The following is a 14,837-nucleotide window of genomic DNA, read 5'->3' as shown; positions in this document are numbered from 1 at the left end:
GTCGCGCTCGCCCCGCGTAGTTCGGATAGCAGCTTCACGCTGCCTATCCGACCCTTCCGACTGGAGTGATGTCCATGAACCTTTCTTCGCGTTTCGCCCTGTTCGCCGCCGGCCTGCTGCTCGGCAGCCTGGCCCAGGCCAGCAACGCCGTGCCCGACAGCATCAAGGTGCCCGACGGGCACAAGGTAGCGCTGGAAACCACCGGCGTTGGCGAAATCACCTATGAGTGCCGCGACAAGGCCGACATGGCCGGGCAGACCGAGTGGGTCTTCGTCGGGCCCAAGGCCGTGCTCAACGATCGCAGCGGCAAGGCGGTCGGCGACTACTTCGGCCCGCCCGCCACCTGGCAGGCGAAAGACGGCTCGAAGGTTACCGGCACCCAGCTCGCGGTGGCCCCATCCAGTCCTGGCAACCTGCCGTATCAGCTGGTCAAGGCCAATCCGGCCGAGGGCAAGGGCGCCATGAGTGGCGTGACCTACATCCAGCGCGTGGCGCTCAAGGGTGGCGTCGCACCGGCCACGGCCTGCACCACCGCGGACAAGGGCAAGCGCGAAGTGGTGGGGTACCAGGCCGATTATATTTTCTGGACCGCCCGCTGATGCAGCGCGGCCGTTGGTGTGGTGGTCTACGCTGCCTCTGGTCCGCCACCACCCGCCATCGGCCGTGCTTGTGATCACACCCGTTCCGACCTTCGACCATGAAGCCCACCTCGTCGCCTGTGCTCGCGGCGATCGCCAGGCCCTGCGGCGCCTTTACGAGGAGGAGGGTGCGCAATTGCTGGGCGTGGCCCGGCAACTGCTCAAGGACAATGCCCTGGCCGAAGACGTGGTGCACGACGCCTTCCTGCGCATCTGGACCCGTGCCGCTACCTTCGATCCCCGACGCGGCAGCGCACGCGGCTGGATGTTCAGCATCACCCGGCACCTGGCCCTGGATTTCCTGCGCCGCCGCGAGCGCGACCGGCCCCTCGACGATGAAGGCGCGGCCGCCGAGCCCGACGTGGCCGGCGATGGCCCATTGCACAGTGGCCGCATGGATGCCTGTCTCGAACAACTGGCTCCCGAGCGCCGTGCCTGTGTGCTTCACGCCTATGTCGACGGCCTGTCCCACGCACAGATCGCCCGGCGCCTGGACACGCCGCTGGGCACCGTGAAGGCCTGGATCAAACGCAGCCTGGCTGCCTTGCGCGAGTGCATGGGATGAGCAGCGAAGCCGAAGATCTCGACGCCCTGGCCGCGGAATACGTGCTCGGCACCTTGCCCCACGACGAACGCCAGGCCGTCGTCCGGCGTTTGCCCCACGATGTCGCACTGCGCGCCGCCGTGGATGCCTGGGAACGCCGCCTGCAATCGATGCAGGCGCTGGTGCCGCCCCATTCACCGTCGCCCCACCTCTGGCAGCGCATCGACCGCAGTCTCGAAAGCCTGCTGCCCGAGCGTCCGCGCGTCTGGCAGCGCCCGACACCCTGGCGCTGGGCGACGCTGGCCGGGATGGCGGCGAGCCTGTTCCTGGCGATCCTCCTGCTGCGCCAGCCCGAACCTGCCGCACCGACCTGGTTGGTGGTGCTGGTCGCCCCGCAGGACAAGGCTCCGGGCTGGGTGGTGCAGGCCAGCGATCCTCACAACGTGCGCCTGATTCCTTTGGCTGTGGCCGAGGTTCCCGCCGACAAGGTCTTGCAGTTCTGGACCAAGGCCGACGACTGGAAAGGGCCGGTGTCTCTGGGCCTGGTCGAGCCCGGAAGCTCCGCCGAGGTGTCGCTGGATGCGCTGCCGCCGCTGCAGGACAACCAGCTGTTCGAACTGACCCTCGAAGGCCCGGGCGGTTCGCAAACCGGCAAGCCGACCGGGCCGGTGCAGTTCATCGGACGCGCCGTCAAGGTGCTGTAGTGCGCACCGTTTTGTGACACTGCAAAAAAAATGCACTAAAACAGCACTTTTTTGCGTTTGAGCGAAGGGCCGGTTTTCCTCAGACTGCCGAGCAATCTTTCCATCTCCAAGGAAGGAGCCCTTTGTGTATTGCCCTCGCGATACAGGTCCGCCCGCTGTTGGGCGGGCTTCTCTTGTTCAGAACAGGTGCCTGGTCGTCACATGTCTAGTGGTTTGAGTCGCTGGTTCGATCGCTTCATCCCCGCTGCTCTGCATATCCCTCCCAAAGAATGGTTTCGCTCCGCCTTCGGTGCCCTGCTGGCCCTGGCGCTGGCGGGAAGTGCCTGTACCTGGCTGTTCGGCAGTGCCGCCGCGCTGCACCTGATGGCACCGCTGGCGGCCTCGACCGTGCTGCTGTTCGCCGTGCATTCCGGGGCGCTGTCGCAACCCTGGCCGTTTCTCGCCAGCTATGTCTGCGCCGCGGCGGTGGGCATCGGCCTGCACCACCTGCTCGGCCCGGGCCTGCTGGTGGCGGGGGCCGCGCTGCTGCTGGTGATCCTGCTGATGTGCCTGCTGCGTTGCCTGCATCCGCCGGGCGCGGCGCTGGCGGTGAGCCTGGCCCTGGCCGACCCGTCGCTGGCGGCCATGGGCGTGCGGGTGATCGAGCCGGTGCTGCTCAATGCACTGATCGTCCTCGCCGTGGCGGTTGGCTACAACCGCCTGACCGGAGTGCTCTATCCGAAAATCGGCATGCCGCGAAAGGCCGCCCATGGCACCGCCGACCAGCCCGCCAGCGAACGCGTGGGTGTGAGCGGCAAGGACCTCGACCAGGCCCTGGACGAGCTCGGCGAGTTCGTCGACGTCACCCGCGACGAACTGGAGCGGATCATCCTCGCGACCGAGCGGCATGCCGTGCAGCGCAGCCTGGGCGGGATCACCGCGGCCAGCGTGATGTCCCGCGACGTGCAGTTCGCCACGCCCGAGACCACCCTGGCGCAGGCCTGGAAACAGCTCGCCAGCCATCACCTGAAGAACCTGCCGGTGCTGGACGACGGCGGCAGGCTGGTGGGTATCGTCAGCCTCAGTGATCTGGTCGGTCCGGCCATGGCGCAGGCGCGGTTCAACTGGCGCAGCCTGTTCGGACGTGGGAAAGACGTGACCCTGGCGCAGATCATGAGCGAGCCGGTGATTACCGTGAGCAGTGATCGTCAGGCGGTGGAACTGATCCCGTTGCTCTGCGACCGCGGCCTGCACTGCCTGCCGGTGCTGGAGGCGGGCAAGGTGGTGGGTGTGGTGACCCAGACCGACCTGATCGCGGCCCTCAGTCAGCACCTGCTGGCGCAGGAGCGCTTGGCCAGGGCGGCCTAGATCAGCGGATCCCAGCGCTGCGACCAGTCGGCGTCGCGCGCGACCACTTCGCGCAGCAGCGCGAACGCCTGGCGCAGCTCCGCCGAGTCCCGTTCGCGGGGATACACCAGCCAGGTCGGGTAGGGGAATTCCGGGGCCTGCGCGACCCGCTTCATCACGCCGCGCTCCAGGTAGCTCTGCACCACCCGGGTGCGGAAATAGCCACTGCCGCCGTGTTCGAGGATGTACTGCAGGGCCAGCGGGCCGAGGTTGAAGCTCAGCGCCGGGCGCGTGCACTCCGGCAGCGCCTGGTCATGCAGGCGGCGAAAGGCCTCGCCCCAGTCGATGTACACATAGGGTTCGGGGTTGCGGGTCAGTTCGATGCGGATCAGTTTTTCTTCCAGCAACTGCTCGACCTGCAGGCCGGGGCTGTAGATCGGCTGATAGACCAGCGCCGCGTCGAGCGTCCCGGTTTCCAGCTTGTGCAGCAGCGTCTCGCTGTCGTTGACCTCGCTGCGGATGGCGTGCTCGGGCAGGTTTTCGTGCAGCACCCGGACCCAGTCCAGCATCAGCGGATTGCACAGGCTGACCTCGCCGCCGATGCGCAGCACCTGGCGGCGCCCGTCGGGCAGCGGCAGGTCGCGGCGTGCGGCTTCCCAGGTGTGCAGCAGTTGCGTGGCGTAGGGCACGAAGGCTTCGCCGTTGGGCGTCAGGCTGGCGCCGGCGCGGCTGCGGATGAACAGGGTGCTGTCCAGTTGCTGTTCGAGTTTCTGCACCCGCGCGCTGATGGCGGTCTGGGTCAGGTGCAGGCGTTCGGCGGCGGCGACCAGGCTGCCGCTGCGCACGATTTCAAGGAAGGTCCGGGCCAGCTCGATGTCCATGGGGCAACCTGGAGGAGGGGAGAGCGGGCCATTCTAGAGGTTTGTGGCGATTGTTGGGACCGCGTTGCGGTCCTTCGCGATCAACCCGTAGGAGCGTGGCTTGCCCGCGAAGGGCCGCAACGCGGCCCCAGAGATCAATAACGAATCATCACCGACTTCAACTCGGTGTAATCCTCGATGAACGCCCCACCGAACTCCCGGCCTACACCCGAGGCCTTGATCCCGCCGAACGGCACCGCCGGGTCGAGCAGGGTGTGCATGTTGACCCACAGCGTACCCGCCTGGATCTGCGGAATCAGGCGCATGGCCTTGCCCAGGTCGTTGGTCCACAGGCTGGCGCTGAGGCCGAACGGGCTGTCGTTCATCAGTTCGATCAGTTCTTCCTCGCTGTCATAGGGCAGGAAGGTGGCCACCGGGCCGAACGTCTCTTCGGTCAGCAGGCTGTCCCGGGCCGAGTTGGCGAGGATCACCGTCGGCTCGACATAGCAGCCCGGACCATCGATCAGCTTGCCGCCATGCAGGATGGTGCAGTTTTCCGCGCGGGCCTTGGCGAACAGCTGGCCGAGCTTGGCCTGGTGCTGCTTGTTGGTGACCGGGCCGAATTCGGCGCTTTCATCCAGTGGCGAGCCGATCTTCAACTGGCCCAGGCGTTCGCACAGGCGCTGGGTGATCGCGTCGATCTGCGAACGGTGCACATAGAAGCGCTCGGCCGCGGCGCAGATCTGCCCGGAATGCAGGAAGCCCGCCTCGATGATCCCGGCCACGGCCTTCTCCACATCGACATCCGGGAGGAAGCCGGCGGCGTTCTTGCCGCCCAGTTCCAGGGTGGCGCGGGTCAGGTTGGCGGCCATGGCGGTCTGGCCCACGGCGAGGCCGGTCGGCACGGAACCGGTGAACGACACCTTGTCGGTGTGCGGGTGCTCGATCAGGGCCTTGCCGACGCCGCCGGCACCGGTGACCACGTTCAGCGCGCCCGCCGGCAGGCCGGCCTCCACCGCCAGTTCGGCGATGCGCAGGATGGTCAGCGGGGTGAACTCGCTCGGCTTGATGATCACGCTGCAGCCGGTGACCAGCGCCGAGGCCAGTTTCCAGATGGCGATCATGGTCGAGAAGTTCCACGGCACGATGCCCACCACCACGCCGATCGGCTCGCGCAGGGTGAAGGCGGTGTATTGCTCGCCATTGAACGAGGGCAGCGACGGGGTGATGGTCTCGCCGCCGATCTTGGTCGCCCAGCCGGCGTAGTAGCGCAGGAAGTGCGCGGCCTGGTCGACTTCGAAGTTGCGCGAGATCTGGATCAGCTTGCCCGATTGCAGGGTCTCGATCTGCGCCAGCTCCTCGCGGTTGCGTTCCAGCAGGTCGGCGAGTTTCAGCAGCACGCCGCCACGCACCGCCGGAGCGGCCTTGGACCACTGGGCGAAGCCCTGGCGCGAGGACGCCACGGCGGCCTCGATATCGGCCTGGCTGGCTTCGCCGACGCGGCTGATGACTTCGCCGCTGGCCGGGTCGATCACCTCCAGGTGACGGCCGCTGCCGGCGACCCGCGCCTGGCCGTCGATGAACAGGCCGTGGTCGCGCTGAAGGAAGGCCTGGACGGCGGGCAGAAGGGAAATGCTCATGTCGGATGTACCTGTGAAAGAGGCAAAGCCGCACCCTAGCGCAGGCCCGCGCGGGTGACTTGACTGTGCCTGCCATGGGTTCATGACCGGGTCTGCCAGAGCGCGGGTCGCCCGTTCGGCGTGCGCCATGGAAAGTACAATTTTGTCTGTGGAAGGTGCATTTTCAGCTTGCCCGGCGTTTCCCATACTGGCCCCGAATCCGCCGCAGTCGCTGCCACTGGTAGTTCTGTCGGACATCCAATAATAAGCAGGGCCACCCATGAAAAAGCCAAACCCGCTGCTCGAAGACCTCAAGTCGGTACTGCCGGCCATCGCCGCCAATGCCCCGCGTGCCGAAAAGGAGCGCATGGTCCCCGCCGAGAACATCGCCCTGCTCAAGGGCATCGGCCTGCACCGCGCCTTCCTGCCGAAAGCCTATGGCGGCATGGAGATCTCCCTGCCGGAATTCACCGACTGCATCGCCCTGCTGGCCGGTGCCTGCGCCAGTACCGCCTGGGCCATGAGCCTGCTGTGCACCCACAACCACCAACTGGCCATGTTCCCGGCCAGGCTGCAGGAGGAAATCTGGGGCGTGAACCCGGACCACACCGCCTCCAGCAGCATCGCTCCGTTCGGGCGTGTCGAGGAAGTCGAGGGCGGCCTGCTGTTCAGCGGTGAGATGGGCTGGAGCAGTGGTTGCGACCACGCCGAATGGGCCATCGTCGGCTGCCGCCGGGCCAATGCCGAAGGCACCCAGGACTACTGCTTCGCCGTGCTGCCGCGCAGCGACTACGAGATCCGTGACGACTGGCACGCCGCCGGCATGAAGGGCAGCGGCACCAAGACCCTGATCATCGACAAGGCGTTCGTCCCCGAGCACCGCATCCAGAAAGCCAAGGACATGATGGAAGGCAAGTCCGCCGGCTTCGGTCTGTACCCGGACAGCAAGATCTTCCACACCCCGTACCGTCCGTACTTCGCCGTCGGTTTCGCCACCATCAGCCTGGGCATCGCCGAGCGCATGCTCGAAGCCTTCCGCGAGAAGACCAAAAACCGCGTGCGCGCCTACACCGGGGTCAGTGTCGGTGCCGCGACGCCAGCGCTGATGCGTCTGGCCGAATCGACCCATCAGGTCGCCGCCGCCCGCGCGTTCCTCGAAAAGACCTGGCAGGACCATGCCGAGCACGGCGTGCGCAAGGAATACCCGAGTCGCGAAACCCTGGCCTTCTGGCGCACCAACCAGGCCTACGCGGTGAAGATGTGCATCCAGGCCGTCGATCGCCTGTACGAAGCCGCCGGCGGTACCGCCTGGTTCGAGAGCAACGAGTTGCAACGCCTGTGGCGCGACTCGCACATGACCGGTGCGCACGCCTACACCGACTACGACGTCTGCGCGCAGATCCTCGGCCGGGAGCTGATGGGCCTCGATCCCGATCCAAGCATGGTCTGATCCGCGACCGTTCTTCTCTCTCGCATAACAACAAATCACGGTTGCCCGCTGGGGCAGCCGGGGAGTCTTGCATGTCCAACGAAACCACCGCGGCCTTCGACAGCCGCGCCTTCCGCCGCGCCCTGGGCAACTTCGCCACCGGCGTCACCGTGGTCACCGCCGACGATGGCCGGGGCAACAAGGTCGGTGTCACCGCCAACAGCTTCAACTCGGTGTCCCTCGATCCTGCGCTGGTCCTCTGGAGCCTCGACAAGCGCTCCACCAGCCTCGCGACCTTCGAGGCGGCCAGCCACTTCGCGGTGAACATCCTCGCCGCCGACCAGATCGACCTGTCCAACAACTTCGCCAAGCCGCGCGACGACCGCTTCGCCGGTATCCCGCACCAGGCGGGCGCGGGCGGGGCGCCGATCCTGCTGGACTGCTCGGCCAACTTCCAGTGCGAGAAGTACCAGATCCTCGACGGTGGCGATCACTGGATCATGATCGGCAAGGTGGTGTGCTTCGAGGACTGCGGGCGTTCGCCGCTGCTGTATCACCAGGGTGCCTACTCCATGGTCCTGCCGCACACGCGCATGACCCGCCGCGAGGAAGGCCAGCCGCCGAGCAGCAATTTCCAGGGGCGCCTGAGCCACAACCTGTATTACCTGATGACCCAGGCGCTGCGTGCCTACCAGAGCAGCTATCAGCCGCGACAGCTGTCCAGCGGGCTGCGTACCAGCGAGGCGCGGATGCTGATGGTGCTGGAAAACGATGCCGGCCTGAGTCTCGCCGACCTGCAGCGCGAAGTGGCGATGCCGGCGCGGGAGATCGACGAGGCGGTGGCCAATCTCAAGCGCAAGGGCCTGGTCTGCGACAGCGAGGCTGAAGGGCATGTGCGCCTGACCGTCAGCGGCATCGACCAGACCGAGGCACTGTGGAGCATTGCCCGGGAGCAGCAGGACAAGGTGTTCGGTGAGTTCAGCGAAGAGCAGATCGAGACGTTCAAGACCGTGCTCAAGGCAGTGATTCGCGGCTAACACCATGCCCCCGTAGGAGCGAGGCTTGCCCGCGAAAGGACCGCATGGCGGTCCCGGACCTCACTGCTATCGGGGACCGCTGCGCGGTCCTTTCGCGGGCAAGCCTCGCTCCTACGGGGGAATTGAGCGATGTGAATGCAATCCCCTACAAACCCAATGGTGTCATTTTGCTTCTGAATTGTTATGTTATTACATAAATAACTCAGGAGCCCCCATGAACTACCCCATTGGAAGGTTGTACCTCGGCTTGTCCGCCGGCCTGTTTGGCCTGCCCGCACTGGCCCAGGAGCCCGTGGTGCTGGACGCCGTCAGCGTCACCGAACGCCGCCTCGAAGAACGCGCCGATGGCCCGGTGCAAGGCTATCGCGCTACCCGTTCGGCCACCGCGACCCGCACCGACGCCGATATCCGCGACACCCCGCAAGCCATCAGCGTGGTCCCGGCGCAGGTCATCGAAGACCTCAACAGTACCCGTATCGACCGCGCCCTCGACTTCGCCGGCGGCGTGTCGCGGCAGAACAACTTCGGCGGCCTGACCTTCCTCAACTACAGCGTGCGCGGCTTCACCACCGGCGAGCTGTACAAGAACGGCTTCGCCATCAACCGCGGCAGCTACAGCGCGCCGGACACCGCGACGATCGAGCGCATCGAAGTGCTCAAGGGCCCGGCCGCCAGTCTCTACGGGCGCGGCGATCCCGGCGGGCTGGTGAACATCGTCGGCAAGAAGCCCCAGGCCGAGGCTTTCACCACCTTCAAGGCCAGCGCCGGCAGCTGGGACCGCTACCGCAGCAGCCTCGACGTCAACACCCCGCTGAGCGAGGACGGCCGCGTGCTGTCGCGGGTCAACATGGCGGTGGAAGACAACGGCAGCTTCCGTGATCACGTCGATGGCCGCCGCGCCATCGTCAGCCCGTCGCTGAGCTGGCAGCTGACGCCGGATACCCTGCTGTCCATCGACACCGAGTTCTCCCGCACCGAATCGGTGTTCGATCGCGGCATCCCGGCGGTGAATGGCGAACTGGGGCCGGTCTCCCGCTCGACCTTCCTCGGCGAGCCCAACGACGGTCATGTCCGCAACGACAACCAGACCCTCGACGTGGCCCTGGAGCACTACCTCGACGACAACTGGAAGCTGCGCCTGGCCAATCACTACACCCAGGGCACGCTGCGTGGGAACAGCTCGGAAACCTCGCGGGTGGTGGGCGACCGCATCAGCCGCTTCTACCGCGAGCGTGATTTCGAGTGGAACGACACCATCACCCAGGCCGAACTGCATGGTCAGTTCGACTGGGCCGGCTGGCAGCACCAGACCCTGATCGGCCTGGAATACGAGAACTACCGCAACAGCCAGAAATATCCGCAGAGCGTCACCGGTTTCGGCTACGGGCTGGATATCTACAACCCGGTCTACGGCCAGGCCAAGCCGGCGATCGTCAATCCCAACGACTTCTTCGAGCACACCGAGAGCTACGCCCTCAACCTGCAGGATCAGATCGCCTTCACCGAGCGTCTGCGCGGGCTGCTCGGGGTGCGTCTGGAGCGGGTCGAGCAGACCGCGCTGAACCGCACCACCCGGGTCAGCAACACCCAGGAAAAGGACGTGGTCACGCCGCGGGTCGGCCTGCTCTATCAACTCACGCCGCAGGTCGGCGTGTTCGCCAATGCCTCGACCTCGTTCAAGCCCAACGCCATCGGCACCCGCGGCCAGGTGTACAAGCCGGAGAAGGGCATCGGCTACGAGACCGGGCTCAAGCTCGACCTGTTCGACAGCCGCGTCGGCGCGACGCTGGCGCTGTTCCATATCGACAAGGAAAACGTCATCACCACCGATGCCTTCGGCGACAGCATCGCCGCCGGCAAGGCGCGCAGCCAGGGGGTCGACCTGCAGTTCAGCGGGCAGGTGACCGATGCCGTGCGGATCATCGGTGCCTATGCCTGGATCGATGCCGAAGTGACCAAGGGCGATGCCGCGTTGCCCAAGGGTAGCGACCTGCTTGGCATTCCCCGCCACAGCGGCAGCCTGATGGCGGTCTACGAATTCCAGGACGGGGCGTTGCGCGGTTCCGATTTCGGCGCCGCGGCCAACTATGTCGGCGAACGTTCCGGCCAGGCCGGCAGCAGTTTCCGCCAGCCGTCCTACAGCACCGTCGACCTCCTGGCCCACTACAAGGCCAGCGAACAGCTCAGCTTCGGCCTGAACCTGAACAACCTGTTCGACCGCAAGTACTACGAGCGGGGTTACAACGCGGCCTGGAACATGCCCGGCGATCCGCGAAATCTCAGCCTCAGCCTGACCTATTCCCTCTGACATCGATAAGGACCCGCAATGAACGTACGACTGATGCCCTGGCTGCTGACCGGTCTGCTGGCCATCGCCGGCACTGCCCAGGGGCATGGCCTGTGGACCGAGGAACGCCGCGGCGCGATCGAGGTGGTGTATGGCCATGGTGCCGAGGACAACGCCTTCAAGGCGCAGAAGATCAAGAGCGCCTGGGCCTGGGACGGGCAGGGGCGGCAGATCCCGGTGAGCGTCGAGCGCCTGGCCGACCATGCCCGTCTGCAGCCGCTGCGCGCGCCGGCGGGTGTGGCGGTGGTGCTGGACAATGGCCCCTGGTCGCAGACACCGCAGAAGCAATGGGTGAACGAGGACCGCAGCAAGGTGCGTGATGCGATCGGCTCGATTCATACCTGGAAGTACAGCCTGGCGATCTACCAGGAAGGTGCGAAGCTGCCGCCATTGAAGGCATTGCGCCTGGTGATCGTGCCGCAGGTCGATCCGCTCAAGGTCGGGCCGGGCAAGGCGTTGCCGGTGCGGGTGTTGCTGGATGGCCAGCCGGTGGCGGGCGTGGACCTGGTCGGCGATTATCGCGGCGCGCTGCATCAGGTCGTGGCGACTACCGACGCCGAAGGGCGGGCCAGCGTGGTGGTGCGAAATGAAGGGTTGAACATCATCGCCGCCAGCGTGACCCGGCCCCTGGCCAAGGATGCGCCGACGGCGGAGGAGGGGTTGTTCACCTCGTTGACGTTCCTGGGTGAGCCGCATCACGAGTAGGGCGAAAGGCCTTGAATCGCCGCGATCTCCCGTAGGAGCGTGGCTTGCCCGCGAAAGGACTGCGCAGCGGTCCCAAATCAGCAGCGCCTGTATTGGGCCTGCTGTGCAGGCCTTCGCAGGCAAGCCAGCTCCTACAAGGCCTTCGCGGGCAAGTCAGTCGAGGTTCACCCCATCGGCGTACACAACTCCACCAGGATCCCCGCCGGGCACCTGACCCACGACACCGTCTGCCCCCACGGCTTGACCTGGGGTGCCTTCAGCTCCCGCGCCCCGGCCTCGAGGGCGCGGGCGTGGGCTGCCGGCACATCGTCGGTCAGCAGGCCGATCTCCATCCCCAGCGGGCGCTCGCTGTCACTGGCCGCCAGCACACCCCCGGGGAAATTCGCCTCGCCCAGTTCCAGCGAGGCGAAGGCCAGGGTGGTCGCTCCGGTTTCCAGTTCGCCGTAGTCCCCGGACTCGTGCAGGAAGCGCTGTTGCAACCCGAAGGCTTTCTCGAAAAAGCTCAACGACGCCGCGACATCCGCGACATAGGCGATGGTGTATCCCAGTTTCATGCAGGTCTTCCTTGAGTGACGAAGCCGTCGTTATACCGCAATGCGGCAACCGGCACATTGCCAGCGTCGATGGGCCGCACTATGGTGTGCGCGGACCTGGAACAAAGGAGCTGACCATGGCCGATTCACTTGCCCTCAACAAAGCCAGCTGGGACGAACGCGCGCCGCTGCATGCCGCGTCTGGCGACTACGAAGTGGCGACCTTCGTCGCCGATCCCGCGCACCTGTCCGAAGTGGTGCGTTTCGACCTGCCGTTGCTCGGCGCTATCGACGGCCTGCGTGGCCTGCACCTGCAATGCCATATCGGCACCGACACCCTGTCGCTGGCCCGTCTTGGCGCGCGGATGACCGGGCTGGATTTCTCCGGGCGCTCGCTGGAGCAGGCACGGACCCTGGCCAAGCGCTGCGCCACCGACATCGACTACGTCGAGGCGGATGTCTATGCCGCCTGCTCGACCCTGCCCGCGGCGTCGTACGACCTGATCTACACCGGCATCGGGGCCTTGTGCTGGCTGCCGGATATCCAGCGCTGGGCGGGTACCGTGGCGACTTTGCTGAAGCCGGGCGGGCGTCTGTTCCTGCGCGACGGGCACCCGATGCTGATGGCGATCAACGAGGATCATCGTGACCGGCTGGTGGTGGAGTACCCGTATTTCGAACGCCCGGAGCCGAACGTATGGATCAGCGAGCAGACCTATGTGAGCAGCGATGCCAGCCTCACGCACACCGAGACCCATGAATGGAACCATGGCCTGGGTGAAGTGGTGAGCGCCTTGCTCGGACAGGGGCTGCGCATCACCGGGCTGGTGGAGCACGACAGCATTCCCTGGGAGGCCTTGCCGGGGCAGATGAGCCGGCGCGGCAATGGCGAGTGGCAGTTGGACAAACAGCCCTGGCGGTTGCCGTTGAGTTATACCTTGCAGGCCGTCAAGGAGTAGGGCTCTGGTTTGAGGGTGTTGCTGATGGCCTCATCGCGGGCGGCGTTCCGCTTGCCCGCGATGAGGCCCTTGAGACCGGCATCAACTTCCTGATTTCTTCACCCGAGGCTTGCGTACCCGCTTTGTCCCGGCACCTGCCGCACCGCTGCTCTTGCGCTTTTTCTTCCACGGCGACCCGCCGCGTCCGGTCGGTGTCGCCGGCCCTGAAATGGTCAGGCTCAATCCCGCGCAGCGTTCGACCTGCTTGCTCATCCACGCCGACTGCTTGGCGACGAAGGTTTCCAGGGTCATTTCGCCGCTCTGCACCATGTCCAGCGCCTGTTCCCAGATCGCCGTGGTGCCCGGGTCGGCGATGGCCCGCGGTACCGCGTCGATCAGGCTGAAGGCGGCTGGCGTCGCGCTGAGGGCCTTGCCGTTCTTCACCAGGTAGCCACGATCGAGCAGGCCCTGGATGATTCCCGCGCGGGTCGCCTCGGTGCCGATGCCGGTGGTGTCCTTGAGCTTCTGCTTGAGTCGCGGATCGTCCACCAGCCTGGCGACGTTCTTCATCGCCTTGATCAGGTCGCCTTCGGTGAAGGGCTTGGGTGGTTGGGTCCACAGGTCTTTCAGGGCCAGGTCGCGCACCGCGCACCACTGATCCTTGCGCAAGGCTGGCAGCACTTGCGGCGCGGGGGCCTCACGGCCTTTCGGCGGCGTGAGGGCTTCCGGCAGGGCACGGCGCCAGCCCGGCTCGACGATCTGCTTGCCCACCGCGCGCAGAGCCTGGCCCGCGCAGTCGAAGTCGGCCTGGGTGCGGTCGTATTCGTGGTTGGGCAGGAACTGCGCCAGATAACGTGCGCGAATCAGGGTGTAGACCGCCTTGGCCTTGCCCGGCAGACGCTCAGGGGCGACCGCCGCGGCAGTCGGGATGATGCCGTGGTGGGCACTGACCTTGGCATCGTTCCACGCCCGCGAGCGGCGCTGCGCCTGCAGGTGCGGCTGCAACGGCGCCAGGCTCGGGTCGGCGCGGTGCAGGGCGGCGAGGATCGCCGGCGCTTCGCCGTGCTGGCTCAGCGGCAGGTAGCCGCAGTCGCTGCGCGGGTAGGTGATGACCTTGTGAGTTTCGTACAGGGACTGGGCGATGTCCAGGGTTTCCTGGGCACCGAGGCCGAGTTTCTTCGAGCAGACTTCCTGCAGGGTGCCCAGGTCGAAGGGCAGCGGCGCCGCCTCGCGCACGCGCTCGGTCTTGACCTCGACCACCTGCGCCGATCCCGCTGCCTGCATCGCCGCGGCGGCCTGCTGCGCCAGTTCCTGCTTGAGGCAACGGCCCTGGTCGTCGCAGGCGTCGTCCGGTGCGCGCCATTGCGCGGTGAACAGGGTGCCGTCGCTGTCCAGCTGCACATCGATGGCCCAGAACGGCACCGGCACGAAGTCGGCGATGCTGCGGTCGCGGTCCACCACCAGGCGCAGGGTCGGGGTCTGCACCCGGCCCACCGGCAGCACGCCCTGGTAGCCGGACTGGCGACCGAGCAGGGTGAACAGGCGGCTCATGTTCATGCCGATCAGCCAGTCGGCGCGGGAGCGGCCCAGGGCCGAGTGATACAGGCTGAAGGTCTCGGCGCCGGGCTTGAGGCTGGCCAGGGCCTTGCGGATCGAGGCGTCGTCCAGCGCGGACAGCCACAGGCGGCGGATCGGCCCGCGATAGCGGCAGTGCTCCACCAGCTCGCGGGCGATCATCTCGCCCTCGCGGTCGGCGTCGGTGGCGATCACCAGCTCCGTGGCCTCGCCCAGCAGGCGCTTGACCGCCTTGTACTGGCTGGCGGTCTTGGGCTTGACCTGCATCTTCCACTGCTGCGGCACGATCGGCAGGTCGGTCAGCACCCAGCGCTTGTAGCGTGCGTCGTAGGCATCGGGCGGGGCGGTCTCCAGCAGGTGGCCGATGCACCAGGTCACCGTCACCCCCGTGCCGACCCAGCAGCCGTCGCCGCGGCGACTGGCGCCGAGGACCTTGGCGATATCCTTGGCCTGGGAGGGTTTTTCGCAGAGGAACAGGCGCATGGGTGGGGGTGGCATCCAGGGGAAAGAGGTTCCCTAGGATGCGCAGGATGAGGGTAGCTGGCAAGTTTTATCTGTATGGATGTACAGTTTTCATGGCTG

Annotated in this window: 13 protein-coding genes; 9 read left to right on the top strand and 4 right to left on the bottom strand. The window is 66.4% G+C overall.

Features of this window, described 5'->3' with window-relative positions; genetic code table 11:
• Positions 1 to 74 precede the first annotated feature (74 nt).
• The 4 genes from CHB99_RS24700 to CHB99_RS24685 all read left to right on the top strand — a co-directional run bounded on the left by CHB99_RS24700 (position 75) and on the right by CHB99_RS24685 (position 3,233).
• Entirely contained in the window at positions 75 to 599 is a 525-nt protein-coding gene (locus tag CHB99_RS24700) for a DUF3455 domain-containing protein (RefSeq protein ID WP_042126020.1), read from the top strand.
• A 70-nt stretch (positions 600 to 669) separates the two neighbouring features.
• Positions 670 to 1,203, top strand: coding sequence for a sigma-70 family RNA polymerase sigma factor (locus tag CHB99_RS24695; RefSeq protein ID WP_084702771.1), 534 nt, complete (start codon positions 670 to 672; stop codon positions 1,201 to 1,203).
• Positions 1,200 to 1,886 (top strand): anti-sigma factor, encoded by a 687-nt coding sequence (locus tag CHB99_RS24690; protein ID WP_042126018.1) that lies wholly within the window; start codon positions 1,200 to 1,202, stop codon positions 1,884 to 1,886. The genes CHB99_RS24695 and CHB99_RS24690 overlap by 4 nt, the downstream gene beginning before the upstream one ends.
• A 201-nt stretch (positions 1,887 to 2,087) precedes the next feature.
• Positions 2,088 to 3,233: an HPP family protein gene (locus tag CHB99_RS24685; RefSeq protein ID WP_042126016.1), complete on the top strand. Its 1,146-nt coding sequence runs from the start codon at positions 2,088 to 2,090 to the stop codon at positions 3,231 to 3,233.
• Here CHB99_RS24685 and CHB99_RS24680 read toward each other — a convergent pair.
• Together CHB99_RS24680 and CHB99_RS24675 are read right to left on the bottom strand one after the other, a co-directional pair.
• On the bottom strand, positions 3,230 to 4,093 hold the full coding sequence (locus CHB99_RS24680; protein ID WP_042126014.1) for a LysR family transcriptional regulator: 864 nt from the start codon (positions 4,091 to 4,093) through the stop codon (positions 3,230 to 3,232). The two genes, CHB99_RS24685 and CHB99_RS24680, sit on opposite strands and share 4 nt — an antisense overlap.
• Before the next feature lie 134 nt (positions 4,094 to 4,227).
• Positions 4,228 to 5,712, bottom strand: a complete 1,485-nt coding sequence (locus CHB99_RS24675) for an aldehyde dehydrogenase family protein (RefSeq protein ID WP_042126013.1) — start codon at positions 5,710 to 5,712, stop codon at positions 4,228 to 4,230.
• A 259-nt stretch (positions 5,713 to 5,971) separates the two neighbouring features.
• Here CHB99_RS24675 and CHB99_RS24670 point away from each other — a divergent pair, with 259 nt between their 5' ends.
• The 4 genes from CHB99_RS24670 (at position 5,972) to CHB99_RS24655 (ending at position 11,209) form a co-directional block, all read left to right on the top strand.
• Entirely contained in the window at positions 5,972 to 7,141 is a 1,170-nt protein-coding gene (locus CHB99_RS24670; protein WP_042126011.1) for a p-hydroxyphenylacetate 3-hydroxylase oxygenase component, read from the top strand.
• Between the two features lie 71 nt (positions 7,142 to 7,212).
• Positions 7,213 to 8,157 carry a p-hydroxyphenylacetate 3-hydroxylase reductase component gene (locus tag CHB99_RS24665; RefSeq protein WP_042126009.1) on the top strand — a complete coding sequence of 315 codons (945 nt, stop codon included), beginning with the start codon at positions 7,213 to 7,215 and terminating at the stop codon, positions 8,155 to 8,157.
• A gap of 214 nt (positions 8,158 to 8,371) precedes the next feature.
• Positions 8,372 to 10,465 carry a TonB-dependent siderophore receptor gene (locus CHB99_RS24660; RefSeq protein WP_042126003.1) on the top strand — a complete coding sequence of 698 codons (2,094 nt, stop codon included), beginning with the start codon at positions 8,372 to 8,374 and terminating at the stop codon, positions 10,463 to 10,465.
• Between the two features lie 18 nt (positions 10,466 to 10,483).
• Positions 10,484 to 11,209 (top strand): DUF4198 domain-containing protein, encoded by a 726-nt coding sequence (locus CHB99_RS24655; RefSeq protein ID WP_089266671.1) that lies wholly within the window; start codon positions 10,484 to 10,486, stop codon positions 11,207 to 11,209.
• Between the two features lie 164 nt (positions 11,210 to 11,373).
• On the opposite strand, the gene CHB99_RS24650 is transcribed toward CHB99_RS24655, so the two are convergent.
• A complete protein-coding gene (locus tag CHB99_RS24650) occupies positions 11,374 to 11,763 on the bottom strand; it encodes a VOC family protein (RefSeq protein ID WP_042126001.1) in 390 nt (129 codons plus the stop codon).
• A gap of 116 nt (positions 11,764 to 11,879) precedes the next feature.
• Here CHB99_RS24650 and CHB99_RS24645 point away from each other — a divergent pair, with 116 nt between their 5' ends.
• Positions 11,880 to 12,701: a class I SAM-dependent methyltransferase gene (locus tag CHB99_RS24645; protein WP_042125999.1), complete on the top strand. Its 822-nt coding sequence runs from the start codon at positions 11,880 to 11,882 to the stop codon at positions 12,699 to 12,701.
• An 81-nt stretch (positions 12,702 to 12,782) separates the two neighbouring features.
• Here the strand turns inward: CHB99_RS24645 and CHB99_RS24640 are convergent, their stop codons facing one another.
• Complete coding sequence (locus CHB99_RS24640; protein ID WP_042125997.1) at positions 12,783 to 14,738, bottom strand: DNA topoisomerase III; 1,956 nt, start codon at positions 14,736 to 14,738, stop codon at positions 12,783 to 12,785.
• Positions 14,739 to 14,837: the final 99 nt, after the last annotated feature.

The organism is Pseudomonas japonica (assembly GCF_900188455.1).
Lineage (GTDB): Bacteria > Pseudomonadota > Gammaproteobacteria > Pseudomonadales > Pseudomonadaceae > Aquipseudomonas > Aquipseudomonas japonica.
The sequence above is the reverse complement of the archived record's forward strand: the minus strand, read 5'-3'. Positions and strand labels throughout refer to the sequence as shown.